This window comes from Akkermansia sp. RCC_12PD (assembly GCF_036417355.1).
In the GTDB taxonomy this organism is placed as follows: Bacteria; Verrucomicrobiota; Verrucomicrobiia; order Verrucomicrobiales; family Akkermansiaceae; genus Akkermansia.
Genome location: NZ_CP143889.1, coordinates 1,935,325 through 1,960,669 on the forward strand (window position 1 = coordinate 1,935,325; position 25,345 = coordinate 1,960,669).

The window sequence follows — 25,345 nt, forward strand, 5'->3', positions numbered from 1 at the left end:
GCAGTCATCATGACGGAGAAGGAATTAGCGGTTTACTAAGGGGGGGAGAACGGGCATAATCCGGCGACTTTTACTTTTCCAATCGATATGATGACCGCCACCGAGATCCGCCAAAGCTTTCTGGAATTTTTCCGCGAGAAACAGCACACGGTCGTGCCTTCTGCCTCTTTGATGCCCCAAAGCCCCGGCCTGTTGTTCACAAATGCCGGCATGAACCAGTTTGTTCCCTATTTCCTGGGCGTGTGGACGCCGCCGTGGAAGCCCGCCCGCGCCACGGACACCCAGAAGTGCATCCGCGCCGGAGGCAAGCACAATGACCTGGAGGATGTGGGCTATGATTCCTACCACCACACGTTTTTCGAGATGCTGGGCAACTGGTCCTTCGGCGATTATTTCAAGAAGGAAGCCATTCACTGGGCCTGGGAGCTGGTCGTGGAACGCTGGGGGTTTCCGGCGGAACGGCTGTACGCCACGGTGTACGCGCCGGACAAGAGCAAGGGGGATCCCGGGGAGTTTGACCAGGAGGCCTGGAATTACTGGGCGGAACTGTTCCGTTCCCGCGGGCTGGACCCGGAGGTTCACATTGTGCACGGCAACGTGAAGGACAATTTCTGGATGATGGGAGAGACCGGTCCCTGCGGCCCCTGCTCCGAATTGCACGTGGACCTGACCCCGAACGGCGATACGCAGGGCAGGCTGGTGAACAAGGATTCCGATTTGTGCATTGAGATTTGGAATCTGGTGTTCATCCAGTACAATGCGGAGAGCGACGGTTCCATGCGCAACCTGCCGGCCTGCCATGTGGATACGGGCATGGGCTTCGAACGCGCCTGCTCCATCATGCAATGCACGGACGGGTTCAAGGATTTTTCCCGCAAGCCTTCCAATTACGCCACGGATGTGTTCCGCCCGCTGTTTGACAGGCTGGAAGCCTTGAGCGGCCGGGAGTACTCGGACGTTTATCCCGCCCCCGGCTCCAAGCTGGTGGCCGCCGGGGACGACGTTCTCCAGGAGGCGATCGCCTTCCGTGTGATTGCCGACCACGTGCGTACTTTGAGTTTTTCCATTGCGGACGGAATTTTGCCGGGCAACAACGGCCGCAATTACGTGTTGCGCCGCATTTTGCGCCGTGCCGTGCGCTATGGTCGCCGCCTGGGGTTCACCCAGCCGTTCCTGGCAGAACTGGTGGATACGCTGGTGGCCTCCTTCGGCCAGGTGTTCCCGGAACTGGTTTCCCGTGCTGATACGGTGAAGGAGGTACTGACCCGTGAAGAAGCCAGCTTCAATGAAACGCTGGACCGCGGCCTGGAATTGTTTGACGCGGAAACCGCTTCCGCCGGGAAGGTGACCGGCGAGTTTGCCTTCAAGCTTTACGATACCTACGGATTCCCGGTGGACCTGACCGCCCTGCTTGCGGAGGAACGCGGGCTGGACATCGACATGGAACGCTTCAACCGTCTGATGGAGGAACAGCGCGACCGGGCCCGCGCGGCGCGGAAGAGCGAAGTGGTGCGCGCCCTGGATTTGAAGACGGACGCCGTAACGGATTTCACGGGCTACGATGTGGACGAGTGCGCCGCTACCGTGCTGGAAGTGAGCCGCCAGGGGGACTCCCTGTTTATTATTACGGACAAGACGCCGTTTTACGCGGAGATGGGCGGCCAGGTGTCCGATGCCGGACTGATCGAGATCGGCGGGGACAGCTACCACGTGGCGGCCGTCCAGCAGATCGGCGGAGCGCGCGCCCATGTGGTGGAGTACCAGGAAGGGCTGAACGTGAAGCCCGGGGACCGCGTGCATTTGAGCATTGACGCGGAACGCCGCCGCCGGGTGGAGGCCCACCATACCGCCACCCACCTCCTGCACTGCGCCCTGCACCAGGAGGTGAGCCCGGACGCGGCCCAGCAGGGGTCCTTCGTCTCGGAAGACCGCCTGCGCTTTGATTTCAACAGCGGAGCCGTCACGCCGGACCAGCTGCGGAAGATTGAAGAGAAGGTAAACGGCTGGATTGACGCCGGACTGCCGGTGTATTGCACGGAACGCGCCTATGCGGAGGTGAAGGGGAATTCCGCCATCGCCCAGTTTTTTGGGGACAAGTACGGAGATTTGGTGCGCGTCGTCCAGGTGGGCGGCTGCGAGAACGCGCTGGATGGCGTCTCCATGGAGTTCTGCGGGGGCACCCACATCGCGAACACGAAGGATATCGGCCTGTTCAAGATTAAAAGCGAAGGAGCCATCGCCTCCGGAGTGCGCCGCATTGAGGCCATGACGGGGGATGCCGCCCTGGAGATGATCCGCCAGCACGTCGTCGCCAAGAGCCTGGAGATCGCCAAAGCGGTGGAAAAGATCAAGGAAGTGAATTATGCCCTGGAGGACATGGGGCTGGAGCAGGTTCCGGTTCCCACCATTGAGGGCAAGCCCGGCCTGTCCGCCATCGGAGCTTCCGACATTCGCACGGTGAACGAGTCTCTGGAACGGTTTGACGCCAGCGTGGAACATTTCAAGCAGACGGCCCTGGATGCGGAGAAGAAGCTGAAGAAGGCCCGCGCCGGACAGTCCGCCGCCAGGGCCGACGCCCTACTGAACGAATGGCTTTCCGGTGGTTCCGCTTCCCTGATTCAGGTGGCGGAAGGGTCGGGGGAGCTTCTTCAGGAACTGCTCAACGGCTTGAAAAAGCGCCAATATGCGGGGGCGGCCTTTCTGCTGTGCGTAGACAGTTCTTCCTTGCTCCTGGGGGCGTATTGTGGCAAAGATGCCATTGCAGACGGCTTGTCCGCCGGGGATTTGGTCCGCGAGGTGTCGTCCCTTGGCGGCGGCAAAGGCGGCGGCCGGGCCGATCAGGCCCGAGGCTCCGCCCCGCAGGATGCGGACCCCCAGACGCTGGCCGCTGCGGCGCGCAAGATTATCAACGGGTAAGCCCCGAAGGGCAGCTCCAGTAAAAAGCCGATCATGGACAAGAAGATTTTTCCGGATGAACCCGAAATTCCCATTTTGCCGAACCTGTTCACGGCAGGGAACCTGGTGTGCGGATTTTTCGCCATTCTGACGATTTTTGAAGGGATCAACCAGGCGGACAGCGATGCCGTGGCGGCCTTTGCCTGTTATCAGAACGCCACGTTCCTGATTTTCGCGGCTTGTCTGTTCGATTTGTTTGACGGCCGGATTGCGCGTATGCGCGGGCAGGACGGCCCGTTTGGAAGGGAGTTCGATTCTCTGGCGGACATTGTTTCTTTCGGCATCGCTCCGGCGCTTCTGGTGGCCAAGGCGGTATTGTTCCAGCTTTCTCCGCCGGAAGTGGGCTGGGGCATCGGCATTTTGTACCTGCTGTGCGCCGCCCTGCGTCTGGCGCGCTTCAACTGCATGGCGTCGGCTCCCCGCAAGGAAGGCCAGAGCAGCGATTTCGTGGGACTTCCCGTTCCGATGGCGGCCGGGGCTGTGGTTTCCACCATGTATCTGGTGATGTACCTGGCTGGCAGGGCGCCGGATGGGGCCATGGACCTGGGCGTGTTCAAGTACGTGATCGCCCTGGCGATGGCAGGCGTTTCCGTGCTGATGATGAGCCGGGTGGTTTATCCCAGTTTCAAGCACATCAACATGCGTACGCGGGGTACGATGTACGCGATCGTGCTCATTGTGCTGACGGTCATCTGCATTTTCAAATTCCCGTGGGTGATGCCCGCGGTCATTTTCTCCATTTACCTGCTTTATGGGCTGGTGCGCCCCTGGGTGGCCCGCCGCTGGCGGAACAAGCTGGAAGCCAGCGACGGGGAGGAGGAGTAACAGAATTTTTCCAGCAAACGGAGGACCTTGCCCTGGCCATGCCGCCACAGGAACTGTGGATATTCCTTGCCCGATGCCGGGTCTCTTGTTCCAACTTTGTCCTGAACGCCATGTATCGTTACTCCATATCCCGGGAAGATTTCCACGCATGCGTCAATCATCTTCTTGGCCGCCGAGCGCGAAAGGCTTTTTATGCGGTGCACCTCAAGAGAGGCATTTTCCAAGTAATAGCTTTACTGATTATTTTTTATGTTTGCTGGTATCTTCAAGCAAATTATGCGGAATCAGGATGGGTTAAAGCTTGGTTTCCTGCAGGTAATGTAATGGTTTTTTACTATATTTTTATAGTTTTGATTTTTTTAAATCGAAACTATTTACTTTGGTCTTGTATCAGTCGTTTTGGCTGTCTCTCCCGTCAATTTATTACCGAATATCAGCGTTAGCAGCAATGCGATATTCCAACAAGATTATTCTACATAATTCCGTTTTAAATTATATACGTCTCTAGAAAAATCTCAGCTGGAAGCATCAGCGACATGATGCAAGAATACAATCGAGCATGAAAAATGCTCTCGAAAAAATTAGCAAAGGCAAAGAATGGGACGAACCTGATTTGATGGAATACGACCCGGATAAAAAAGAAATAAAATTTCTTAATAAGACTCCTAAGAAGTGTTCATTGCCTCCAGATTGGGAACAGTCATTGAATCACGTTCAGGATAATCTTTACTATGGTTTGGTATGGACGGGTCAAAACAAATTATTATTCCATTCAAATCTACTGGAAATGATAAATCGTCTTTTTAATCTTAAATCATAGATCCTTTGATTTTAATTATGTACCGTTATTCCATTTCTCAAGCATAAGCACGTGCAGGCCTTTTATTTTCATTCTATGGTTTGTTGCTCTCCTGTTGCTCCGGTAGGTGCAAGTTCATTATCGATAGTCAGGATGGATGCAAACGTGGCCGTTTTCTGGAGATGCAGTAGATTTCTTTTACGTGTTTTCTGCTTTGTGTGTTATTTTCAGAGGAAAAAATTTGATAAGCTTAATTGACTTTACATCTTTTAAACAGATAAATATCGGAAGCGTTTAACCTTGCCTCTTGAGAAGATGGAAAAAGGTAAGGACTGGGAAAATCCGGATTGGATGGAATATGATGAAGAGAACCGAGAGATAAGGTTTCTCAATAAGCAGCCCGGGACGTATTCAATTCCGCTCCGCTGGGAAGATTCTCTTACTAAGGTGAGAGACGATTTGTTCTGCGGTTTTGGTACGAATCAATCGGGAAAGCCTATTCTTATTCCTTGGAAAGGACAACACACAAATTGAAAGCGATTCTGCGGCTTGGGCTGGAGCCAGGGCTCTCTAAGCTTTGGTTGCAGTTGTATAAGCACGCTTCCTGATCCTGGACCTGATCACGAATATCATATATTCGTTACTTCATCGTTGGAAATGAATTCCAGTAAGCGGCATGTCAAGCCGTGCAAGTTGTGCGATTTCATCCCTCCCGTTGGGAACGATATGCTGGATTTGAGGAGTTCCGGCACTTATCGGTTTTTCTTTTTGAAGTCGTCCGCAAAGGGGTCCCTTTCCGGAGCGGAAGGCCCGTTGTGGATTTCAAGGTTCTTGTTTTTGACCAGCGTGATGCATATGGGCTTGCTCCGGTTTCCCTGGGCGTCATACCTGTACAGGAAGCGGCGGACGAGTTCCTTGGTCTTGGAGTCGAACATGCGTTCTTCCACCAGCTCGGCGTATTGGTTGTAGCCGTAGCTCACATGGAACAGTTCATTTTTCTTGCCGTCATAAATCAGGCAGGACGTAAGCTGTCCGAATTTGCCGCGGGAATAGTAGGTGACGGAGACAAGGACGTTGTTGACGTTGTAAGTGCGCTTCCGCATTCCCTGGCCGTTGGAAGTTCTTTCAAAATAGCTGCGCGAACCGTCCTCATGCTTGACCAGGCGGGAGGAAGAGGGTTCCCGTATCTTGAATTCGTCCTGTCCGGCCTGGAGGGCGGAAGCCGCCAGGGCCAGCGGGACGATGAAAAGCAAGGGCGATGTTTTCATGATGAAAAAAGTGTTTCTGACTTATTAAAGTGATGTATAGTGCCTTTGACAAGAACGTAATTAAATGAATTGGTTCGTAAGGCGACATGAGTTGAACGTAGAACGCGGCGGCGTGCTGATGGGGATTGTGAATGTTACTCCGGATTCCTTTTCCGACGGAGGCCGTTTTTATGCGCTGGAAGAGGCCCTTGGCCATGCGGAGGAGCTGGAACGGCAGGGCGCCGTTATTCTGGACATAGGGGGCGAGTCCACACGTCCGGGAGCGGCGGAGGTTTCCGCGGATGAGGAGGTGGCCCGCGTGCTGCCCGTGGTGCGGGAGCTCCGGAAGCGGTCGGAGGCCGTGATTTCCGTGGATACACGCCATGCCGCCGTGGCCGCCGCGGTGCTGGAGGCGGGGGCGGACGTGATCAATGATATTTCCGGCTTGTCGGACCCCGGCATGGCGGAACTGTGTGCGGAAGCGCGCTGCGGTGTAGTGGTGATGCATATGCAAGGGCGCCCGGAGACGATGCAGGACGCGCCCGCATACGGGGATGTTCTGGAGGAGGTGCGCCGCTATTTTGAGGAACGGTATGATTTTCTGCTGGGAAAGGGGCTTTTGCCGGAACAGGTCTGCTGGGACCCCGGCATCGGTTTCGGCAAGACGCTGGACCATAACCTGACTCTTCTTTCCAATATGGACCAGCTGCATGTGGCGGGGCGTCCGGTGCTGCTGGGCCTTTCCCGCAAGCGCATGCTGGGCGCCATCCTGGGCGGAACGGATTCGGGACGGGAGCCGCTGAGTACTGCGGTGATGACGGTATGGGGGCATTTGCACGGCGCCCAAATCCACCGCATTCATGATGTGGAAGAGAGCGCCCGCGCGCTGCGGCTGGTCCAGGCCGCCGAACCGTTTGTACGCTGAACATTCCATGGTTTCCGCCTCTTCACGTCCGGTATTGACGTCGCTGGCGTCCGCGGGGTTTGCCCTTCTGGCTGCGTGCCTGTTTCTGGCCCTCAGGGGCGTCTGGCCGTTCGGCAGCCATTTTCTGGAGTACATGGACAACGGGCAGATGGTGTACCCGTCCCTGAAGTATTATGCCTCCGCTCTGATGTCCGGAGTGTGTGACGGCTCTTTTTTTTATGATATCAATGCGGGGTGCGGCATCCGGGTGAGCCCCTCCCTGCCTCATCAGCTTTTGGTCCCCTCCTCCTGGATTGCCGTGGCGATGGGGGATTCCTTCCTGCTGAGGGACATGGTCTGGGTGATGCTGGCGGACGTGGTCTGCATTTGCCTGACGGCTTCCTGGTTCCTGAGGCGCGTGTTTCCATCCCTGTCCGTGGGGTGGACCGTGCTTTTGACCGCCGGGTACGCCCTGGGGGGATTTTTCCAGACCAAGTACGGCTTCATGCAGTTTCTGGACCATGCCGCCATGTTTCCGCTGTTTGCGCTGGGGCTGTACCGGCTGGTGAACGGCGGCCGGGGGTGGCTGTATGCCGTGGGGCTGTTCCTGCTGGCTACCTCCCTGTACAGCGCTTTCATGGCCGTGGTGGTCGGGTGGCTGTTTGCGTGGGCCTATACGCTGCCGTTGAAGGGAACGGAAGAGCGGCGCATGATTCTGGGCCGCGTTTTCTGGTACACGGCGGCGGTGACGCTGGTTACCAGTTATTACTGGCTGCCGATGATGGAGATGAGCCGGGATTCCATGAGGTCCCTGTTCATGACGGCTCCCTTGTTTTCCGAGCTGCTGTGGCCGTTTGATCCTCCCAAGTTCCTGGAACGCCTGTATTCCTGCCTGCCGGGGATGGCCCCGGCCGCCCTGGCAGTCCTGTTCCTGGTGCGGAGACGGAGGGAGTCCGCGCCTCCGGACAGGTGCGTGCGCCTGTTTGTCCTGCTCCTGGCGGCTTCCATTCTTCCGGCGTTCGTGGAACCTTTCCACCGCGCCGCCCATTTGTGGAGCTACGTGGATTTTCCCGTGCGGTTCGGCTTTGTTCCCGGACTGGTCGTGACGGCGTTTTGCGCCTGGATGTTGACGGGAGATCGGCTGCCCGTGCCGCAGGGCCGGAGATTCGGATGGCCGCTTTGTCTGGGATTGCCCGCCGCGGCGTTTGCCGTTTCCGCGGTTGTTCTGCACGTGGCGGAGATGGATGTTGCCGTCCGCCTGCTTCCGCTGCTGTTTTTCCTGTGCGCCTGGTTGATCTGGAAGCATGCGGAAGGCAGGAGGCTGATGGGCGGCATTGCCGCCGTGCTGCTGCTGGGGCTGCCCGTGGGGGCTGCCGCTTTCTGGAAGAAGGGGGATGAGGAAAAGGCTGCCGTGCAGTGCCTGAATGCGGAGTGGCTGGCGCGGCAGATGCATGGGTATCAGGGGCTTTTGCGCGTGAAGGACCGGGACAGGGTGATGGTGGACAATTCCGCCTGCCTGGGGAACATTCCCTCCATCAGCAATTTCCGGCACACGACGAGCATTGCCCATTTCCGTTTTCTGAAGAACCTGGGATACCGGGACGAGTTTACGCGCACTTATGGACAGGGGGGAACCCTGTTTTCCGATCTTTTGCTGGGGCACGGATTCGTGCTGGCGTCCTGCCCCGTGGAAGGCATGGAAGATGTCCTGTCCCGCGACGGCATGTATTTGTACCGCCTGCCGGGCGCGCAATGGGGGCGGGTGGTGCCTGAAAGCGCCCTGGGGCTGGAGCTTGACGACAAGGCTTCCGTTTTCGAGAATCTCAATGTATTGTACGCGCGGCTGTTCCCTTCCGGCAAGAGTCCGCTGTACGTTCCTGCGGAGGCGCGGACGGAAGTATGCGGGAATGCCTACAGCATGAGGATTCCGGAGCGGGATGGGGACGTGTACGGCTTTCCCCTGACGGATACGGATGAATTGAAGGTGGACGGGCGGGAGGTCCCCGTGATGGCGGAAGCGCAGAAGAAGCCCGGCTGGAAAGGGAGGACTTACAACGGAACTCTGGAATTGAAATCCGCCGTAACCGGCGGGGAAACCCTGGTAACCGGGGTGATGCGGCGGCTGGTGGAGTGCCCCATGATCGTGGCCGCCGCACAGCAGGGGGAATGGGATTTGCCCGCATTTCCGGAAGGTTCCGCCCCCCGCAGGATGGAGGAACGGGGGAGAGGCGGCCACGTGGAGGTGGACCTTGCCGCCGGGGCAGGGGAGGCCCTGATGATTCCGGTGGTATATGACAGGGGATGGAGCGCCGTCCGCAACGGGGTTTCCGTGCCTGTGGAGAAGGTTGGGGAGTTGATGGCGGTGCGTTTGGAACCTGGACGGAACCGGGTGGTGTTTGATTATTTTCCCCCTCTGCTGAAGGAAACGTTGGCGGTGTCCGCTGTGGCGGCCCTGTTCCTTTTGCTGTATGCCGGGTGGGCGCGTCGGCATCCGGAAGCGCCGTTGAGAAGGGCCGTGCTGGCTTGCGGTTACCGCCTGTTCCTGTTTTGCTGCGCCTGTCTGCTGCTGGCCGTGTATGCCGGGTCCGTTGTTGTGTTTGCCGTGCAGTGCCTGTTGTAACAGGGAGTGCGTGCGGCAGTTTACGGGGGCTTTTTTCACCGGAAGCGGGATGAAAATGAGAAAGAGATTTTTTTGTCTTGCGTATTTTCTGAAATTACAGAAAATAGAGTCATGGTTTTGGACGACGTGCAGAAAGCTTTTGTGGAGCAATGGGGGGAGATGGGCGCCAGATGGGGCGTCAGCCGGTCCATGGCGGCGGTTCATGCGTTTTTGTATTTGAGCGAGGAGGCCCTGAGCGCCGATGATTTATGCGAGGCTTTGTCCATGGCGCGTTCCAATGTTTCCACGGCGCTGAAAGAACTGGAGGGGTGGGAGCTGGTGTTCCGGGAAAGCAGGATGGGGGACAGGAAGTCCTATTACCGCGTGCAGGCCGATGTGTGGGAGATGGCCAGAGCCATCATGAAGGAGCGTAAGAGGAGGGAGGCCGAGGGCGCCTTGAGAACGGTCGGCGAATGTCTGGAAAAAGCCCGGAAAGTGCGGAACGAGTTTCAGGAAGGCAGACTGGAGGCCATGCAGGAGATATTGCAATTGGGCTGTTCTTTTGCGGACAAGGCCGCTTCATGTCCGCCTTCCCTGATTAAGAAAGCGCTGAAGATGGGAGGAAAGGTTCTGGATTGGGTAGCCAGGAAGTAAAGGAAGAGCCGCCCGGAGATATGGTTGAAGAAAGAGTGAAAGGCATGATGGTGTTCTGAAATTTCTGTAATTATGGAAAATAGAGAAATAAAATGAAAACGAATGTGTGTGAATGTCCGGACAAGGTTGCCGTGACCGGCGTCCTGGGGTACAGCGGGCGTTATATGGCCCGGAAGCTTGCGAACCGGGGCGTAGGGGTTGTCGGGCTGACCAATTCCTTGGGGAAGCCCAATCCGGATGGATGGCGGCTGTCTCCCCTGTGCTGGAATGATCCCGTCGCCTTGGCGGAGAGCATGAGGGGATGCCGTGCCCTGATCAATACGTACTGGGTGCGGTTCAATTCCCGGTGGTTTTCCCATGCGGAGGCTGTGGAGCATACAAGAGTGTTGTTCGAGGCCGCCGCCAAGGCCGGAGTGGAAAGGATCGTGCATATCAGCATCACCCATCCCGACAGGGACAGCAGCCTGAGCTATTTCCGAGGGAAGGCGGAGTTGGAACGCATGCTGGAAAGTCAGGATATTCCGTATTCCGTCTTGCGTCCGGCCGTCTTGTTCGGCGAACGGCCGGGGGAAGATATCCTGATTAATAATATGGCCTGGGTTCTGAGGAATTTTCCGGTAGTGGGCATTCCGGGGAATGGGGAGTACCGTCTTCAACCGATCCACGTGGAGGATCTGGCGGCTCTGGCCGTCCGGGAGGCGATGGCGGAAGACGGGGAAAACAGGGTTATTGAGGCGGTAGGGCCGGAGGCCTATACGTTCCGCGGCCTGTTTGCCATGCTGGGGGAAGCGATAGGCGTCAAAAGGCCGGTTATGTCCGTTCCCCCGTGGAGCGCCCTTGCCGCCGCCAGGGTGATGGGGGCGTTCCATCGCGATGTGATGCTGACAAGGGACGAGATACGTGGATTGATGGAGGACAGGCTGTGTGTTGAAGGAGCCGTTCCGGCCGGTTTTTCCCGGCTTTCCTCATGGGCCCGGAAACATGCTCAGGAGTTGGGAAGGGCGTATGCCTGTGAAATGGCCAGGAGGAGAGTTGAACGGTAGCTTTTCCGGAAAACGGGGCGTGCCGCTCCGGGCGGGACAGGCGCAGGACGCCGCGGTGTCCTGCCCTGCCGCGTGACGTGAAAAGGCTTTGCGCTTTTGAAGGATGGTTGACAGCGGAGCGTGGCCGGGTAGAGTGGCGTTATGCAGTCTTCCTATTGTCCGAGTCCCTATCGATACACGCGCCGCGTGACCCGCGAAGTCATGGTGGGCAATGTGGGTGTTGGCGGCGCCAATCCCATCCGCGTCCAGTCCATGTTGACGTCCGACACGCGGGATACGGATGCCTGCGTGAAGGAGGCCCTGGAGCTGGCCGCCGCCGGCTGCGAGATTATCCGGCTGACCGCCCAGACGAAGGCGTATGCGGCCAATCTGGAGAATATTTCCCGCGAATTGCGCGCGGCAGGCTGCCATGTGCCGCTGGTAGCGGATATTCATTTCAAGCCGGACGCCGCGATGGAGGCCGCCAAATGGGTAGAGAAGATCCGCATTAATCCCGGCAATTTCATCGACAAGAAGAAGTTCGAGGTGCGCGAGTACACGGATGCCGAGTACCAGGAGGAACTGGACCGCGTGCGGGAGGAGTTTACGCCCCTGGTGCTGTTCTGCAAGGAACATGGCCGCGCCATGCGCATCGGTTCCAACCACGGTTCCCTGTCCGACCGCATTTTGAACCGTTTTGGCGATACGCCGGAGGGAATGGTGGAGAGCGCCATTGAGTTTGCGCAGATTGCCCGCGACCTGGATTACCATTCCCTGGTGTTTTCCATGAAGGCGTCCAGCGTGAAGGTGATGATCGCCGCGTACCGCCTGCTGGTGGAGCGCATGAACGCGCTGGGTCCGGACTGGAATTATCCCATCCATCTGGGGGTGACCGAGGCGGGGGGCGGGGAAGACGGCCGCATCAAGAGTGCGGTGGGCATCGGGTCCCTGCTGATGGACGGCATTGGCGATACCCTGCGCGTGTCCCTGACGGAAGATGCCGTGCGCGAGGTGCCCGTGGCCTACCGGCTTTCCAATCCGTTCCAGCCGTCCGAAAGGCCGGACGATCCCCCCTCCGCGTTTCCGGAACCGGAGTTGTGCTATGATCCCCTGAAGTTTTCCAAGCGGCAGGGCGGCCTGGCCATGTGCTACGGCGTTCGCCTGGGCTGGGAACAGCCCGTGCGCGTGGTGGTTCCCGATGCCGGTTTTTACGCCCTGCAGGATGAGCGCGGCGCCATGGGCGACATGATGCCGGAGCTGGCCCTGGGCCAGTTGGACGCCATTGAAGTTGACCCCCGCAGCGATGCCGACCTGGAGCCGCTGAAAGAGTTGGCGGAGCCGTCCATCGTGACCGTGAAGAACGGGCTGGACATGGAGCCGGTGCACGCGTTCCGCCTGCTGGCTTCCCGCATTGAGGACAGGCATTTGATTTTGCTGAAGGATACGCTGGCGCCCGGTTCCGTTTCCGGAGAAGACGTGCCGCTGGTGGCCGCCCGGAATGCGGGCTCCCTGCTGTGCGACGGGATTGGGGACGCTTTGCTGGTGCAGGGAGAGTCCGATCCGCGGCTGGCTTCCTTCCTGGCCTTTAATATCCTGCAGGCCACCGGGATGCGGTTGACGCGCGCGGATTACGTTTCCTGCCCGTCCTGCGGGCGCACCCTGTACAATATTCAGGAGGCGACGGACCGCATCCGCAAGGCCACGGAACATTTGAAGGGGGTGAGGATTGCCGTGATGGGGTGCATCGTGAACGGGCCGGGAGAGATGGCGGACGCCGACTTCGGGTATGTGGGGGGGGCTCCGAACAAGATTAACCTGTATGTGAAGCATACCCCCGTCAAGTTCAATATTCCCGAGGAAGAGGCGGTGGAGAGGCTGGTGGACCTGATCAAGGAGTACGGACGCTGGGTGGAGCCGAAACGGGAGAGTTTTTAATACGGAAGACCGCACGGCATGGGAAGGGTGTTTATCAGCGGCGGAAAAGGGGGACTGGCCCGCGCCGTGGCGGCGCATTTTTCCGCCGCCGGATGGGCAGTGGACGCCCCCTCCCGTGCGGAGCTGGACGTGGGGGACTGTTCCGCCGTGGAAGAGTGGTTTGCGGGGCGGCCTGCGTATGATCTGGCGGTGTGCGCCGCCGGAGTGACGAAGGACCGCCCTTTTTTGAAACAGACGGAGGATGAATGGGACGCCGTGATGGGCGTGAATGCCAGGGGGGCCGCCTGGTGCGCCCGCTGCGCTGCGGCCGGCATGCTGCGGGAGGGCAGAGAGGGGCAGGTCGTGATGATCGGTTCCTATGCCGCGTACAGGCCCGCGCCGTCACAGGCGGCGTATGCCGCTTCCAAGTCAGCTCTGGAAGGCCTTGTCAAGAGTCTGGCCCGGGAGTGGGGGAAGAAGGGAATCCGTGTGAATCTGGTTTTGCCGGGGTTCATGCTTACGGATATGACGGAGGGATTGCGCGGAAGCGTGAAGGAGGCGGCTTTGTCCCGGCACGTTTTGGGCAGGTTCAATACGCCGGAGCAGACGGCGGCGTTTCTTCTGTTTCTGCAGGAGGCGCTGACGGCCGCCTCCGGGCAGGTTTTTGATCTGGACAGCCGGATTCTTTAGGGGGTGGCCGGGGATTCCGAGGCTACCGCCGGTTGTTGTGAATCTGCGGGGCGTTCAGCGGTTTGTTCCGCGTTCAGGAGGCTTTTGATCCACGGGATGACGGCGTCTTTTTTGAAGAAGTGGTTGCGCGGATCGACGTTGGCCAGGCGGAAGAATTCGGTTCTGTCCAGTCCGGAGGGGAGGCGTTCCCCCTGCCAGCGTTTGGCGGGGTCCGCAAAGCGCGGCTGGTGCAGGAAGCGGAAGGCGTCTTCCCTGCCCGCCATGCGGTAGGCCTGCGCGATAAGGCCGAAGTCCCGGTCCAGCCCCCCTTCCGTACAGATGACGGGGCGCGGAGCCAGGGAGGCGACGATGTCCGGGAAGTCGAATTGCTGCCAGAAGCCGGGTATCAGGTGGCGGATGGAGTTGGGCGCAGGGCGGGAGCCGTTGGCGGACGGTTTGGTCATGGTTTGCGCCCGTTCCAGCGTACGGCACAGAAAGTCGTTGTACACGAAGGCATAGATGTCCGGGTTAAGGACTCCCAGAACCATCATGGGTTCCGTGCCCAGGGAGAAGCCGCTGAGGATGATATGGCTTTTTTGTATGAAGGGGAGTTTTTTTACCCAGTCCAGAATGCATTGGTCCGTGTAGGATGTGTAGCCCAGCCAGCTCCAGTCCATTTCCAGCAGGAGGCGCGCCAGGTTGTCGTAGTCGTGGGAGGCGCGTCCGGCCGCATGTTCCGCGTCTCCCTGTTCTCCGGCGCCCGCGTTGTCCACCACGACGGCCACCCAGCCTTCCCGGACATAGTGCCAGGCCATGGCGTTGGGACTTGGCCGGGGAAGGGGGGAGTTTTCCAGTTCCGCGGATGTTTCCGCCGCCAATTCCTCCTTGGTCTGGTCCGACCCGGGAATGCAGAAGAGGACGGGTGCCGGGCGCTGCGGTGTGGCGGAGTCCGGTACGAGTACCAGAAACGGTACGGCGGCGTTCGGGAAAGGATAGCTTTCCCATTTTTCCACCCTGTATCCCTGCCGTGAAACGGTTTTGACGAGCCTGGGGGGCTGTATTTCCTGCGAGGCCGGGAATTTCATCAGCTTTTTCATGGCCTGGCGCACCTGTTCCCGCCATGAAGGGAAGTTTTCAGGGGGCATGCCGGGCTGAAAGGCGCATGCCGGGCGCACTTGTTCCAGCATGGTTTGGACAATGCCGCGGGAGGAGGTATGGCGACGGTCCGCGCGCGGCGATTGGAGGACAGCCCATTCGGAAGGCTGGAAGGCCGTTGGGGAGGGAGAGGCGGCCCATGCCGGCAGGCAGCAGGCGAGAAGAAGGGTGCTGCGGAAGAGTGTTTGCAAGGGCATGGAGGAGAGTTTGCCACGGTTTTTCCGGTTTTTCAAGAAGGCTGGACTGGTCTGTTTTTCATCCGTTGTGAGTGGGAAAGCGGAGAAAGCTGATGCCTTCCGTGAAATATTTCCCGCATTGGGGGAAGAATGCCTTCCTCCCTGTGTTTTCCGTTTTTTGCGGCTGATTATTCTTCCCCTGTCCTGTGGAGGGGAGTCAAGAGAAGTAACGAAGATGGGGAAGCTAAGGCTTTTCAGTCCCCCTGGTTATGCCGGAAGGGAGATGTTCCGCAAGAGCAGGCAGATACCGCCGTAAAGTTTCCGTAGTGTCCATGAGTTCGGCTTTTCGCCTTGCCGTAGATATTTATGGATTGCCTTTCATTCCCGACGTATTCGGGGCTTGTTTCCGGGGCGGCGGAGGGGTACTTTTCCCGGGTCATGATTTCGGAGGGGAACAGCTGTGCGGAACCGCGGGTTTGCGGGCTTGGCCTGGCTTCCGCATTCGGGCTGGGCGCGGAGGCTCATGTCAGCGGCGTCCGGCAGGGACTCCAGGTGTTGAAGCCGTTGAAGGAGTTGTGGGGTGCGGGGCATCCCTGGGGTGATGTCCGCAGCGGCTGGATTCCGGAGCGGGGCATGTTGTGCAGCCGCCGGAACGGCCCGGCGTCCCAGTTGGCCCTTCTTCTGGCCCGCCAGGCCGTGGAGGAAGCCGGATGGGGGCCGCACGAGCTGGAGGACGCCGCGCTGATTGTAGGCAGTTCCCGCGGGAATGCCTCCGGCTGGCTGAGTCCGTGGCCCGGCAGGCGGCCCATGAAGATTCTGGCCGTGCCCAATTCCCTGCACAGCGAGCTGGCTTCCTGCGTGAGCATTGAACTGGGCATTCACGGTCCCTACCATGTGCTGGCAAGCGGCTGCGCCGCCGGGCTGGATGCCGTGGGGATGGCGGCCATGCTGATGCGGCAGGGTATCGTGAAGCGGGCCCTGGCTGTGGGGCTGGACCTTCCCTTGTGCCGGGAGCTGCTGGGGACGTACTGGGCTTCCGGCATGTTGTCCCGCAACGGCATGAACGATCCCTATGGTTCCGGTGCGGACGGGATGTGCATTTCCGAAGGAGGGGCTGCCGTTGCTCTGGAAATATCTGCGGAGCCGGGTATTCATTTGAGGGATTATGTGGTGAATTCCGACGCGTTCAGTCCGCTGGGCATGCCGTCCGACGGGAAGCGCATTGCGGAGCTGCTTGAAAGGGTTCTGAAGGGATGGGATGGAAGGGTGCCCCTGACCGTGTGTCCCCATGCCAGCGGTACGGCGGGGAATGCCCTGTCCGAACGGAATGCCCTGGAGCTTGTTTTTAGCCGGGACAGCCTGCCGGACCTGAGGATGATGAAGCCGTGGACGGGCCATGCGATCGGCGGCAGCGGCATTCTGGAGTTGGCGCTGATGCTGGCTTTTGTGCGTGAAGGAAGCCTGCCTCCCAATCCCGGCTGGGTGAGTTCTCCGTGCGGAGGGGCCGTTCCGGCGGCGGAAACAGCGCTGGACGGAGAACGTTTGCTGGTCAAGTCCGCCGCGTCCATGGGCGGCCATAACGTGGTGCTGAGTTTGTCCGTGGATGCCTGATTGCTGTCTCCAATATATCTGAGTATGAGAAATCCTGAACGGTTTTTATCAGAGTTGAAGTCCGCGGGGCTGCTGCGCGTTCTGCGGAATGTGGAATGCCTGCCCGGCGGGATGGCCCGCATGGAGGATGGCCGGGAAGTGGTGAATCTGGCCAGCAACGATTATCTGGGGCTGGCACATCATCCGGCTCTGGTGGAGGCTTTTGCCAAAGGCGCGCGCGACGGCGGGGCGGGGGCCATGGCTTCCCGCCTGGTAACGGGAACGCGCCGTGCGCATTCCAGGCTGGAAGAGGCCCTGGCCGTTTTGAAGGGGACTGAAGCGGCCGTCAGCTTTTCCTCCGGTTACGCTACCTCGCTGGGAGTGATTACCTCCATTGCGGGCCGGGAGGATACGGTGGTCATGGATAAGCTGTCCCACGCCAGCCTGATTGACGGGGCGCGGCTGTCCGGAGCCCGTTTGTCCACATTCCTGCATAACGATATGGAATCGTTGCGGAAAAAACTGGAGTACCTGCGGAGCACGAATCCTTCCGGAGGAATCCTGGTGGTGACTGAATCCGTCTTCAGCATGGACGGGGATCGCGCGCCTCTTCAGGAGATCGTGCGTCTGAAGGAGGAGTTCGGCGCCTTGCTGCTGGTGGACGAGGCCCACGGATTCGGCGTACTGGGTGAACATGGAGCCGGGCTGGCGGAAGAGCTGGGGGTTTCCTCCGGAGTGGATTTCCAGATGGGTACGCTGAGCAAGGCGGCCGGGCTGAGCGGAGGATATGTGGCCTGTTCCCGGGCATGGGCTGATGTGATGATCAATTCCGCCCGCTCCCTGATTTATTCCACGGCTCCGCCTCCAGCGCTGGCCGCAGCCGCCCTGGCAGCGGTACGGATCATCAGCGGGGAGGAGGGGAAGGAGCTGCGCCGGCATGTTTCCACTCTGGCGGATGCTCTTTCCGGAGCCCTGGGTATGCCGGGACGGCCCGTTTCTTCCATCTTTCCGGTCGTGATCGGTGAGAACGGGGCGGCCCTTTCTGCAGCGCAGGAGCTGCTGGAACAAGGTTTTCTGGCTCCCGCCATACGCTACCCAACCGTGCCGCGCGGAACGGCCCGGTTGCGCATCACGGTGACGGCGGCCCACCAGCCCGAACAGATAGAAGCGCTGGGGAAAAGACTGGCGGATTTGCTGGGGCGCGTGCATTAAAGTTTTCATCACTCGTTATGAATGTTTTTTCCTGCCGTTCCCTGCATTTGGTGCTGAGCCTGTTTTTTCTTCCCATGGTGGTGGTGTATGCCGTCACCGGCCTGCTTTATCTGGCCGGTACGGATGAGAATTTTACCTCCACCGTGACGGTGCATGAGCTGGACGGCACCGACCGTCCTCCCTACGAAGCCTCCCTCCGGGAGCTGGAACGGCGCGGAGCCACGCTGCCGGAGGGGAAAGTGCGTCCATTCAAGGGGAATTACGTGCTCGGCCCTTTGACGGATGACCATGTGTTGTTGATCAGGAAGGGGGATGCGCTCCGCGCGGAGATGGTGTCTCCGGGGGTGTATTCCAAATTGCTGCTGGTACATAAGGGGAAGGCCGGATGGTGGTTTACTTTTCTGGGCGGGGGGGCCGCTTTTTCCCTGCTGGCGGCTTATGTGACAGGCGTCGCCCTGATGTGGAGAAGCCGCAGCAAGCGTAGGTTGATGTTGTTCAGCGCCGCGCTGGGTATTGGCGCCGTTGCGGCGGGTTATCTGCTGCTTTAAGCAGTGTCATAAGGAGAACCCGGTTAGAAAGGCGATATGTCCCCCTGGATGTTTTTACGGGTTCTTTTTCAAGTCAGGCGCGCCGGGATGCCAGAGCTTGCATCTTGACAGGAGATAGATATTCCAGTAGGACGGACACAACGATTCCAAGAAGGAATTTCAACAACCCCATATAGGAATAATACGATGATGAACGATCCCTCTTTCCCCCAAAATCCGTCCTGCTGCAGTGGTTCCCCTTCCTGCACGGCTGCCCTGGTCCTCGGCATTATTGCCCTGGTTCTTGCATTGATAGGCTTTTTCCCGTGCCTGGGCTGGGTGGCCCTGATCCCGGCCGGCCTTCTTGCCATTATCGCGTTGATTATGAGTATTGTGGCCGCAAGCAAGGGCTCTCCCAAGGGCGCGCTTGTCGTTTCCATTATTGCCGTAGTGCTGACGTTGATGGCCTGCGGCGCCCAGATATGGATGGTCAGCTCCGCTTCCGCCTTTGCGGAAGAACACAGCGTGGAATTTCAGAAGATCATGGATAATTCGACCAAGGAAGTTCCGAAGGAAGGGGAATCCCTCCGGAGGCCGCAGGCTCCCGCTCCTGCTGTTCCCGCTGCGCCTGCCGCCGAAAGGGGAGAAACGTCCGATACTCTTTAAAAGCCGGGCAAGAGGTTTTTCCCCGGATCATTTATATGTTACATGGCGGGGATGCCAGGCATTCCCGCCATGATTTGTTCGGCATGATCAGGAAAGTATGGCTCCCCGTGTGGGCGGGATTATCCCTTATGCTGCTGATCCCTTCCGTCATGGCTTTGCTGATTAGTCCGGGAGGGATGAATTCCATAGCCGCTGCCGTTGCCGTGCCCCATCAGGAATGTCCTCTGTGCGGCATGACCCGCGGTTATGCAGAAATGGCGAACGGCCATGTACGCGAGGCGTGGGAATGGAACAGGGGAGCCCCGTTCTGGTTTTCCATTGGCCTGCTCAACGGCGGAGCCGCCGTGATTTACGTGTTGTGGATGTTGATGAAGAGATACAGAGAAAAGGATATGGATTCAGGCCAGCGGGAGCGGTGAAGGGGGCCATTTCAGGGATTTTCCTTGTTTGCCCGGCTGTGACGTCATGTTCTTTCATTTAATTCCCGTCATGAAGAGAAGGGGAGCATAAGACAGGAAATCCTGATTTCCAACATTTCTTAAATTTCAATAATTGTTTTTATTTCCGGATGTTGCGGCACATCCAGCGAAGATTTGCAGGGGACCTGATGTCTCTGAAAACAACCAGGGCGCTTTTTGTGTAACGGAAAGGCACCTTGACAGTTTTTGTCTGAATTCTTTAATTTCAAGAGTGTTTCCCGGATGGGGAATGCCAATGAAAAAATGAATTATGGACAAGTCAAATGATTTGGACGGGATTCGTCCTGTTCGCGAAGCTGTTTCGCCGATTGCGGCACTGGTTTTAGGTATTATCGGATTGGTGCTTGCAATTCTCGCCTTTCTTCCATGTCTGGGTTGGGTGGCAGTTATTCCCGGGCTGCTTTGCGCCATTTTATCCGTGATTCTGGGAGTCGTCGCGGTAAGACGCTATGACAATAGAACCTACTGTATGGCCAAAGGAGCGTTGACTTGCGGTTGTATTGCTCTGGTAGTCATTATCGGCGCGGTTATTTACCAGGGGATGATTCTGGCTCCGGTCATGAAGCAGGCGGATGTGCATACGCACGAATTCCGGCGCACTGCCCTTCGCGCCGTGAATGAGGCCAAAAAGGATATGTGCCCGGATTCCTGTGAAGCGGTGGATCGGGTCGTCTCCGTAGTGATCAAACCGGACGATTCGTCGGAAACCGTGACTGAAACGTTTTTGGAAGTAGCTCCGCCTCCGGAACGGGGAGCTACCGCCGAGCTGGAAGGTCCCGTTCCGGAACGTTTCAAAGAGCAGGATAAGTAATTTTCCGAGAAGAGAGAGGGCGGGCTCCATCTTTCCAATTTTTGAGTGTGTCTGTTTCGGATTCCCTGCATTATGGCGAATGACCCCCGTATATGTTCCGCAGAACGGGCCGGATTTGTCCTGTGGCTGCTTCTTATGTGAGCGGGCGTTCTTTGATGAATCATGGAGAAAGGGCAGTCCGGAGGGCTGGAAAATAACTTGAAGTGCTGAAGCAGGAAATTCATGGAATGTCCCTCCTGTCCGATTGGGGGCGGGCAGTTGGAGGGAATGCTCAAGCAGCGTTGATCGTTGAAAACGTAAAAGGCGTGGGAATGGAGATCTGAAAAAGATTCCTGCACGGTTGGGAGCGGATGACGGATTTATTTCGTACCATGCTCCGGATTTGCAGGAAGAAGAGCTTGCCGCGGAGGAGGCATGCCACTTGATGATTGATTCAATAGTCTTGGGATCAATGGTCTAGGCCCCTGGAAACAAGGTGCGTTTTCAAAAGATGATGGGAGAAATGGAGCTGATGCGAGGCATCATTTCAATTGAACTATCATTTATATGAACCAATCCATATCAGAATATGCGCAGGGTATGCCTGCGGAACGGCCGGGAATGACATTTTTCATTCCCTGCAAAGCTAATAATGCCCCTCTGCTGGTTGAGGCGGTTCAATGCATCCGCTGGAGCACGCCGGAAGCGGGCATCGTCGTTCTGGACGACGAGCGGGCTCCGTGCCCCCAGACCGTGAAGGAAGTATTGCTCCATCTGTCCGTAGAATGGAAGCTTTTGAAAAAAACGCACACGTCTTCAGACCATGCGGCCTCCATCCTTTCCCTGATGGCCCAGTCCATACGGCATCCGGAGGACGTTCTGGTGCGCACCAAGCCGGATAATCTGGTTCTGTGTGCCGATTTCCTGAGGAACTTCGGCCGCTCCGGTTCCGGGCTCTGCGGGACCTGTTTGCGCTCCGGTTTGCTGAGCAATGAGCTGTATGCCTTGAAGCCCCCCGTTCTGCTGGCCATTCTTCAGCATTTGGAACAGTCTTCCTCCACGATGAAGTGTCCGGAAGGAGCGGTGGTTCTGGGGGCGTTTACCGCTTTGTTTCCGGACGGGGCGCCGCTGCTTGCCAAGGCATGGACGCGCGGCTCCGGAGGTCCCCTGTGGGGATATTACAACTGGATGACTTTCCCGTCTGCGGAATCCCTGGCGGATATGGACGTGGTTTCCCTGAGCCGGCGCTACCAGGACAAAGTGGCGCGTTCTGCACGGCTTTCCGTGATGAGGTGCCTACGCCGCACGCTTGGCATTCCCCGTACCTCCGCCAATTCCCAGGGCGCCGATGAATAACAACAGCAGCATCTCCGGGAATGGGTTGAGGAAAAGCCCGGCGAAGTTTTCCCCCTTTTCCCGGCGGATACAAACATTCAACGAAAAAACAAGGTGAATGAAAACGGCAATCATCTGCCTGCTCCGGAATAGTCCGAAGACATTCATATCATCCTGAGGCCATGGCTGCTGCTGATTTTTCCCGGCAGGATTTTTGTGAGAGGTGCCATATTGTGCTGTGCCCAACGGATGTGGCGGAGAACTGGCCGTGCATCGGCTTTGAAGCGATGGCGGGCGGGAGCGTGCTGGCCGTGGACAGGCGCGGTGCCTAGGAAAAAGATGATCGAATACGGCAGTCCGATAGGAATGGAGGCTTCCCTGGAGAGCTGGGGGAGGCGTTTGCACGATTGCGGAATTGCCGGAATGGGCCTGCCTTTTTATTTCTTAATTTCCTTTTTCTGCCGGGCCCTTCTCTGCGGCCAGCCGACTCCTGTTTCATTGGGAAAAGGAGCATTCCGCCAGGGATACTGCCCTATTTAAGACGATTGGATTCCGCAAAGCGGAGGATATGCTCGCCGGGAAGGGCCAGGTTGCCCTTGTCCCGCGCGATCATTTCAAAGTAGTGGGGGTCCTGCGATATCCAGATGAATTCGTTTTTGGACTGTTCCATCTGTTCCCGCGCCTTTTCCAGACGCGCCTGCAGGAAGGAGCGTTCATGTTCCAGGGAGCGCAGGTCCTTCCACGGCTTGAAGCAGACCAGAGAGAGCAACATGGTCAGGCACAGGGCCAGCACAATGGCGAAGAGCCGCAGAGCCCTCTGAACGATGAGGGCACGTTTTTCCCGGCGGATTTCAAGTTCCGCCAAGGTAAAACGATGGTAATAGCGGCGTCTCCAGAGCATTTTACTAAGTCAAACAAAGCATTTTTGATCACAAGATATGAATTTTGCCACCAAAAATTGCGTCATCTTCCAGTTCCTCTTCAATTCTGAGCAATTGATTGTATTTTGCCATGCGGTCGGAACGGCTGAGGGAGCCGGTTTTGATTTGTCCGGCGTTGGTCGCCACAGCGATGTCCGCAATGGTGGAGTCTTCCGTTTCCCCGGAGCGGTGGGAAATGACGGCGGAGTATTTGTTGTCCTTGGCCAGCTCCACCGTGTCCAGCGTTTCCGTCAGGGAGCCGATCTGGTTGACTTTGACCAGCACGGCGTTCGCCACATGGCGGGAGATGCCCAGGTTGAGGAATTCCACGTTGGTGACGAAGAGGTCGTCCCCGACGAGCTGGGTGTTGTCGCCCATGGCTTTGGTGAGATGTTCCCAGCCCTGCCAGTCGTTTTCCGCACAGCCGTCTTCAATGGAGATGATGGGGTATTTTTTCTGAAGTTCCTGATAGTAGGCCGTAAGTTCTTCCGCCGTTCTGCCGCGGCCGTCTGATTTTTTGAATACGTACAGGTTTTGGGAGGGGTCGTAGAATTCGGAGGAGGCCACGTCCAGGGCAATGAAGATGTCCGTGCCCAGCGTGTAGCCAGCGCGTTCCACGGCGCGGGCGATGCATTCCAGGGCGTCGTCCGCGGATTTCAGGGCCGGGGCGAAGCCGCCTTCATCCCCCACGGCTGTGGACAGGCCGCGGTCATGCAGGACGTCCTTCAGCGCATGGAAGACTTCCGCACCGTAGCGCAAGGCTTCCCGGAAGGTGGGGGCGCCCTTGGGCATGATCATGAATTCCTGAAAGTCAATAGGGGAGTCCGAATGGGCACCGCCGTTGATGATGTTCATCATGGGGACGGGAAGCACCTTGGCATTCGGGCCGCCCAGGTATTTGAAGAGGGGCAGGTCAAGCTGCACGGCGGCGGCTTTTGCCACGGCCAGGGAGACACCCAGAATGGCATTGGCGCCCAGACGGGATTTGTTGGGCGTGCCGTCCAGGTCAATCATGATTTTGTCAATGGCGGGCTGAAGGGTAGCGTCATGTCCCGCGACTTCCGGAGCAATGAGTTTGTTGATGTTTTCCACGGCCTTGAGAACGCCCTTGCCTCCGTAGCGCTTGGAGTCTCCGTCGCGCAGCTCCCAGGCTTCATGCTCTCCGGTGGAGGCTCCGCTGGGGACGGATGCGCGCCCGATGGCGCCGCCTGCCAGGGCTACGTCCACTTCCACGGTGGGGTTGCCCCGTGAGTCAATGATTTCACGGCCGCGTACGTCAATAATTTCAAGTTCGTTGGTTATCATGGAATTTTTTATTGTGCCAGTTGGACAATAAAAGGGAGTCCTCTGTTTCCGGAGAGCATGTCATGAGCCGGAAATGAGCCGGAAAAGTGTGGCTTCAGGCCCGGAAACGGCGCAGAACGAGGGTTATGTATTCCAGGACGTCCGGTTCTGAAATTCCTCCCGAGAAGTAGAAGGGCCTGCCGGAGGGCTGGGGAATGGAGATGCGGCGGTATTTGTCCCCATCCCCTCCCGGACGTTCCACGGCCACATCAGCCTGCATGGGCAGCAGGAAGGTCCATGTGGAGCCCAGCGGCCCGATGCCGCGGAAGAGGGCGCCGCGACCCGGTTCCGCGCGGACTACGACCTTGCCCAGAAGCATGTCCACGCAAATGAAGATGATGAATGCCTCGCTTACGGCAAAGAAGGTGGTGAAGACGGGCAGGGCGAAGTCCGTTTTTGCCGGTCCCAGGGACAGCCAGAGAAGGAAGAGGGTGATGAGGCCCCAGATGAGGGCGAAGCCCAGAGCTAGCAGGACTTTAAAGCGGGAGTGCCTGTAGGTGAGCGTGATCCTGCCGTCTTCCATCTGCATGGTCAGATGTTTGGGAGGTGAGGCCAGGGGGGCGGGGGATTCGTTTTCCCGGATCAGGGAGTTCCAGGGGACGGCATGGCCGCAGCTTCCGCAGGTGACGGTATCCTGGACGGCGTCCACATCCGCGGCGGAAAAGGGGGCGCCGCATTTGGGGCAGTTGAATTGGCCGGGCTGTTTCATAGGGACAAGGGTGCGTGCTGCTCCCTACGCTACTATAATGGCCTGTCGGTTGCCATTTCTTTTTCTCCCTTGTCCCTGATTCCCTCCTTTTATAGGATGCCGCCCATGATTGAGAGAAGACGCAGACTCCGGGAGAAGGTGGAGGCACTGGCAGAACCGGAGTTCCGGAAATTTTCCGCTTCCCTGATTCCCGGCGCTATCCGCCTTCTGGGGGTGAGGATCCCCCTGTTGAGGAGCCTGGCGAGGGAAGAGGCGCGGGGAGACTGGAGGGAACTGCTGGAGCACCCGGCGGAAGAGCCGTATGCGGAAGAGGTGATGCTGGACGGAATGCTGACCGGATTGGCGCGGATGGAGCCGGAGGAGCGCCTGGAGTGGGTGGGGCGTTTTGTTCCACGCATGGATAACTGGGCTGTGTGTGATATGTTCTGCGCCGGGTTGAAGTTCAGCAAAAGGCATCCGGAAATGGTCTGGGATTTCATTCAGCCGTATTTGAAGCATCCGGATGCGTGGCATGTGCGCTTTGCCGTGGTGATGTTGCTGGACCATTTCATCACGGAGGATTACGTGGAACGCGTGCTGGACCTGCTGGACGGGGTGCTCCACAGGGATTATTATGTGTCCATGGCCGTAGCCTGGGCCGTTTCCGTCTGCTATGTGAAGTTCCCGGCGCTGACGCTGAAGTACCTGCGGCGTTCCTCCCTGCCTGATTTTTCTTACAACAAGGCTCTTCAAAAGATTATCGAGTCTTTGAGGGTGAGCCGGGAGGACAAGGCGCTGATGAGGAGCATGAAACGGCGCTGAATTCCCTGGAGCGCCTCTTTCCGGCGAGTGCCCAGCAAACGCGAGAAGATTTT

At 58.2% G+C, this 25,345-nt stretch carries 24 protein-coding genes; 19 read left to right on the forward strand and 5 right to left on the reverse strand.

What is annotated here, in order from left to right:
- Positions 1-87 precede the first annotated feature (87 nt).
- From alaS to V3C20_RS08205, 4 genes are all read left to right on the forward strand, one after another.
- Positions 88-2,916 carry an alanine--tRNA ligase gene (alaS, locus tag V3C20_RS08190; protein WP_130084475.1) on the forward strand — a complete coding sequence of 943 codons (2,829 nt, stop codon included), beginning with the start codon at positions 88-90 and terminating at the stop codon, positions 2,914-2,916.
- Between the two features lie 33 nt (positions 2,917-2,949).
- On the forward strand, positions 2,950-3,780 hold the full coding sequence (pssA, locus tag V3C20_RS08195; RefSeq protein WP_130084474.1) for a CDP-diacylglycerol--serine O-phosphatidyltransferase: 831 nt from the start codon (positions 2,950-2,952) through the stop codon (positions 3,778-3,780).
- Positions 3,781-3,890: 110 nt separating this feature from the next.
- Entirely contained in the window at positions 3,891-4,223 is a 333-nt protein-coding gene (locus V3C20_RS08200) for a hypothetical protein (protein WP_149874458.1), read from the forward strand.
- Positions 4,224-4,339: 116 nt separating this feature from the next.
- Positions 4,340-4,600, forward strand: a complete 261-nt coding sequence (locus tag V3C20_RS08205) for a hypothetical protein (RefSeq protein WP_130084472.1) — start codon at positions 4,340-4,342, stop codon at positions 4,598-4,600.
- A gap of 731 nt (positions 4,601-5,331) precedes the next feature.
- On the opposite strand, the gene V3C20_RS08210 is transcribed toward V3C20_RS08205, so the two are convergent.
- On the reverse strand, positions 5,332-5,847 hold the full coding sequence (locus V3C20_RS08210; RefSeq protein WP_130084471.1) for a hypothetical protein: 516 nt from the start codon (positions 5,845-5,847) through the stop codon (positions 5,332-5,334).
- Positions 5,848-5,911: 64 nt separating this feature from the next.
- Between V3C20_RS08210 and folP the strand changes: the two genes are divergently transcribed.
- From folP to V3C20_RS08240, 6 genes are all read left to right on the forward strand, one after another.
- Positions 5,912-6,751 (forward strand): dihydropteroate synthase, encoded by an 840-nt coding sequence (gene folP, locus V3C20_RS08215; protein WP_130084470.1) that lies wholly within the window; start codon positions 5,912-5,914, stop codon positions 6,749-6,751.
- Positions 6,687-9,350, forward strand: a complete 2,664-nt coding sequence (locus V3C20_RS08220) for a YfhO family protein (RefSeq protein WP_130084469.1) — start codon at positions 6,687-6,689, stop codon at positions 9,348-9,350. Before folP ends, V3C20_RS08220 begins: the two co-directional genes overlap by 65 nt.
- A gap of 111 nt (positions 9,351-9,461) precedes the next feature.
- A complete protein-coding gene (locus V3C20_RS08225) occupies positions 9,462-9,983 on the forward strand; it encodes a MarR family transcriptional regulator (RefSeq protein WP_130084468.1) in 522 nt (173 codons plus the stop codon).
- Positions 9,984-10,075: 92 nt separating this feature from the next.
- Positions 10,076-11,026, forward strand: coding sequence for an NAD-dependent epimerase/dehydratase family protein (locus V3C20_RS08230; protein ID WP_130084467.1), 951 nt, complete (start codon positions 10,076-10,078; stop codon positions 11,024-11,026).
- Between the two features lie 141 nt (positions 11,027-11,167).
- Positions 11,168-12,940, forward strand: a complete 1,773-nt coding sequence (gene ispG / locus V3C20_RS08235) for a (E)-4-hydroxy-3-methylbut-2-enyl-diphosphate synthase (protein ID WP_130084466.1) — start codon at positions 11,168-11,170, stop codon at positions 12,938-12,940.
- A gap of 18 nt (positions 12,941-12,958) precedes the next feature.
- Positions 12,959-13,609, forward strand: coding sequence for an SDR family oxidoreductase (locus tag V3C20_RS08240; RefSeq protein ID WP_130084465.1), 651 nt, complete (start codon positions 12,959-12,961; stop codon positions 13,607-13,609).
- On the opposite strand, the gene V3C20_RS08245 is transcribed toward V3C20_RS08240, so the two are convergent.
- Complete coding sequence (locus V3C20_RS08245) at positions 13,606-14,940, reverse strand: alpha/beta hydrolase family protein (protein WP_130084464.1); 1,335 nt, start codon at positions 14,938-14,940, stop codon at positions 13,606-13,608. The genes V3C20_RS08240 and V3C20_RS08245 overlap by 4 nt on opposite strands.
- Before the next feature lie 417 nt (positions 14,941-15,357).
- Between V3C20_RS08245 and V3C20_RS08250 the strand changes: the two genes are divergently transcribed.
- The 8 genes from V3C20_RS08250 (at position 15,358) to V3C20_RS08285 (ending at position 21,850) form a co-directional block, all read left to right on the forward strand.
- Positions 15,358-16,530, forward strand: a complete 1,173-nt coding sequence (locus V3C20_RS08250; RefSeq protein WP_161981397.1) for a beta-ketoacyl synthase N-terminal-like domain-containing protein — start codon at positions 15,358-15,360, stop codon at positions 16,528-16,530.
- A 24-nt stretch (positions 16,531-16,554) separates the two neighbouring features.
- Positions 16,555-17,721: an 8-amino-7-oxononanoate synthase gene (locus V3C20_RS08255; protein WP_130084462.1), complete on the forward strand. Its 1,167-nt coding sequence runs from the start codon at positions 16,555-16,557 to the stop codon at positions 17,719-17,721.
- Positions 17,722-17,738: 17 nt separating this feature from the next.
- Positions 17,739-18,269: a hypothetical protein gene (locus V3C20_RS08260; RefSeq protein ID WP_130084461.1), complete on the forward strand. Its 531-nt coding sequence runs from the start codon at positions 17,739-17,741 to the stop codon at positions 18,267-18,269.
- Positions 18,270-18,455: 186 nt separating this feature from the next.
- On the forward strand, positions 18,456-18,914 hold the full coding sequence (locus tag V3C20_RS08265; protein WP_130084460.1) for a hypothetical protein: 459 nt from the start codon (positions 18,456-18,458) through the stop codon (positions 18,912-18,914).
- 35 nt (positions 18,915-18,949) lie between these two features.
- A complete protein-coding gene (locus V3C20_RS08270; RefSeq protein ID WP_130084459.1) occupies positions 18,950-19,333 on the forward strand; it encodes a DUF2752 domain-containing protein in 384 nt (127 codons plus the stop codon).
- Between the two features lie 310 nt (positions 19,334-19,643).
- Positions 19,644-20,204 carry a DUF4190 domain-containing protein gene (locus tag V3C20_RS08275; RefSeq protein WP_130084458.1) on the forward strand — a complete coding sequence of 187 codons (561 nt, stop codon included), beginning with the start codon at positions 19,644-19,646 and terminating at the stop codon, positions 20,202-20,204.
- 600 nt (positions 20,205-20,804) lie between these two features.
- The gene (locus V3C20_RS08280; RefSeq protein ID WP_130084457.1) at positions 20,805-21,539 is read left to right on the forward strand and encodes a hypothetical protein; all 735 of its coding nucleotides are present in this window, start codon (positions 20,805-20,807) and stop codon (positions 21,537-21,539) included.
- 161 nt (positions 21,540-21,700) lie between these two features.
- Positions 21,701-21,850: a hypothetical protein gene (locus V3C20_RS08285; protein ID WP_153812555.1), complete on the forward strand. Its 150-nt coding sequence runs from the start codon at positions 21,701-21,703 to the stop codon at positions 21,848-21,850.
- 200 nt (positions 21,851-22,050) lie between these two features.
- Here the strand turns inward: V3C20_RS08285 and V3C20_RS08290 are convergent, their stop codons facing one another.
- From V3C20_RS08290 to V3C20_RS08300, 3 genes are all read right to left on the reverse strand, one after another.
- A complete protein-coding gene (locus V3C20_RS08290; protein ID WP_130084456.1) occupies positions 22,051-22,419 on the reverse strand; it encodes a septum formation initiator family protein in 369 nt (122 codons plus the stop codon).
- Positions 22,420-22,447: 28 nt separating this feature from the next.
- Positions 22,448-23,743 carry a phosphopyruvate hydratase gene (eno, locus tag V3C20_RS08295; protein ID WP_130084455.1) on the reverse strand — a complete coding sequence of 432 codons (1,296 nt, stop codon included), beginning with the start codon at positions 23,741-23,743 and terminating at the stop codon, positions 22,448-22,450.
- Between the two features lie 94 nt (positions 23,744-23,837).
- Complete coding sequence (locus V3C20_RS08300) at positions 23,838-24,491, reverse strand: hypothetical protein (protein WP_130084454.1); 654 nt, start codon at positions 24,489-24,491, stop codon at positions 23,838-23,840.
- A 105-nt stretch (positions 24,492-24,596) separates the two neighbouring features.
- Here V3C20_RS08300 and V3C20_RS08305 point away from each other — a divergent pair, with 105 nt between their 5' ends.
- Positions 24,597-25,292, forward strand: a complete 696-nt coding sequence (locus tag V3C20_RS08305) for a DNA alkylation repair protein (protein WP_130084453.1) — start codon at positions 24,597-24,599, stop codon at positions 25,290-25,292.
- Positions 25,293-25,345: the final 53 nt, after the last annotated feature.

What these genes read in the sequence shown, in the direction of transcription:
- V3C20_RS08240 (WP_130084465.1), top strand. Translation starts at nt 12,959, where the DNA reads ATGGGAAGGGTGTTTATCAGCGGCGGAAAAGGGGGACTGGCCCGCGCC.
- ispG (WP_130084466.1), top strand. Translation starts at nt 11,168, where the DNA reads ATGCAGTCTTCCTATTGTCCGAGTCCCTATCGATACACGCGCCGCGTG.
- V3C20_RS08290 (WP_130084456.1), bottom strand. Translation starts at nt 22,419, where the DNA reads ATGCTCTGGAGACGCCGCTATTACCATCGTTTTACCTTGGCGGAACTT.
- V3C20_RS08220 (WP_130084469.1), top strand. Translation starts at nt 6,687, where the DNA reads ATGATGTGGAAGAGAGCGCCCGCGCGCTGCGGCTGGTCCAGGCCGCCG.
- V3C20_RS08280 (WP_130084457.1), top strand. Translation starts at nt 20,805, where the DNA reads ATGACATTTTTCATTCCCTGCAAAGCTAATAATGCCCCTCTGCTGGTT.
- V3C20_RS08265 (WP_130084460.1), top strand. Translation starts at nt 18,456, where the DNA reads ATGATGAACGATCCCTCTTTCCCCCAAAATCCGTCCTGCTGCAGTGGT.
- eno (WP_130084455.1), bottom strand. Translation starts at nt 23,743, where the DNA reads ATGATAACCAACGAACTTGAAATTATTGACGTACGCGGCCGTGAAATC.
- folP (WP_130084470.1), top strand. Translation starts at nt 5,912, where the DNA reads ATGAATTGGTTCGTAAGGCGACATGAGTTGAACGTAGAACGCGGCGGC.
- V3C20_RS08225 (WP_130084468.1), top strand. Translation starts at nt 9,462, where the DNA reads ATGGTTTTGGACGACGTGCAGAAAGCTTTTGTGGAGCAATGGGGGGAG.
- pssA (WP_130084474.1), top strand. Translation starts at nt 2,950, where the DNA reads ATGGACAAGAAGATTTTTCCGGATGAACCCGAAATTCCCATTTTGCCG.
- V3C20_RS08250 (WP_161981397.1), top strand. Translation starts at nt 15,358, where the DNA reads ATGATTTCGGAGGGGAACAGCTGTGCGGAACCGCGGGTTTGCGGGCTT.
- V3C20_RS08300 (WP_130084454.1), bottom strand. Translation starts at nt 24,491, where the DNA reads ATGAAACAGCCCGGCCAATTCAACTGCCCCAAATGCGGCGCCCCCTTT.
- alaS (WP_130084475.1), top strand. Translation starts at nt 88, where the DNA reads ATGATGACCGCCACCGAGATCCGCCAAAGCTTTCTGGAATTTTTCCGC.
- V3C20_RS08275 (WP_130084458.1), top strand. Translation starts at nt 19,644, where the DNA reads ATGGACAAGTCAAATGATTTGGACGGGATTCGTCCTGTTCGCGAAGCT.
- V3C20_RS08245 (WP_130084464.1), bottom strand. Translation starts at nt 14,940, where the DNA reads ATGCCCTTGCAAACACTCTTCCGCAGCACCCTTCTTCTCGCCTGCTGC.
- V3C20_RS08260 (WP_130084461.1), top strand. Translation starts at nt 17,739, where the DNA reads ATGAATGTTTTTTCCTGCCGTTCCCTGCATTTGGTGCTGAGCCTGTTT.
- V3C20_RS08285 (WP_153812555.1), top strand. Translation starts at nt 21,701, where the DNA reads ATGGCTGCTGCTGATTTTTCCCGGCAGGATTTTTGTGAGAGGTGCCAT.
- V3C20_RS08200 (WP_149874458.1), top strand. Translation starts at nt 3,891, where the DNA reads ATGTATCGTTACTCCATATCCCGGGAAGATTTCCACGCATGCGTCAAT.
- V3C20_RS08230 (WP_130084467.1), top strand. Translation starts at nt 10,076, where the DNA reads ATGAAAACGAATGTGTGTGAATGTCCGGACAAGGTTGCCGTGACCGGC.
- V3C20_RS08305 (WP_130084453.1), top strand. Translation starts at nt 24,597, where the DNA reads ATGATTGAGAGAAGACGCAGACTCCGGGAGAAGGTGGAGGCACTGGCA.
- V3C20_RS08255 (WP_130084462.1), top strand. Translation starts at nt 16,555, where the DNA reads ATGAGAAATCCTGAACGGTTTTTATCAGAGTTGAAGTCCGCGGGGCTG.
- V3C20_RS08205 (WP_130084472.1), top strand. Translation starts at nt 4,340, where the DNA reads ATGAAAAATGCTCTCGAAAAAATTAGCAAAGGCAAAGAATGGGACGAA.
- V3C20_RS08210 (WP_130084471.1), bottom strand. Translation starts at nt 5,847, where the DNA reads ATGAAAACATCGCCCTTGCTTTTCATCGTCCCGCTGGCCCTGGCGGCT.
- V3C20_RS08270 (WP_130084459.1), top strand. Translation starts at nt 18,950, where the DNA reads ATGTTACATGGCGGGGATGCCAGGCATTCCCGCCATGATTTGTTCGGC.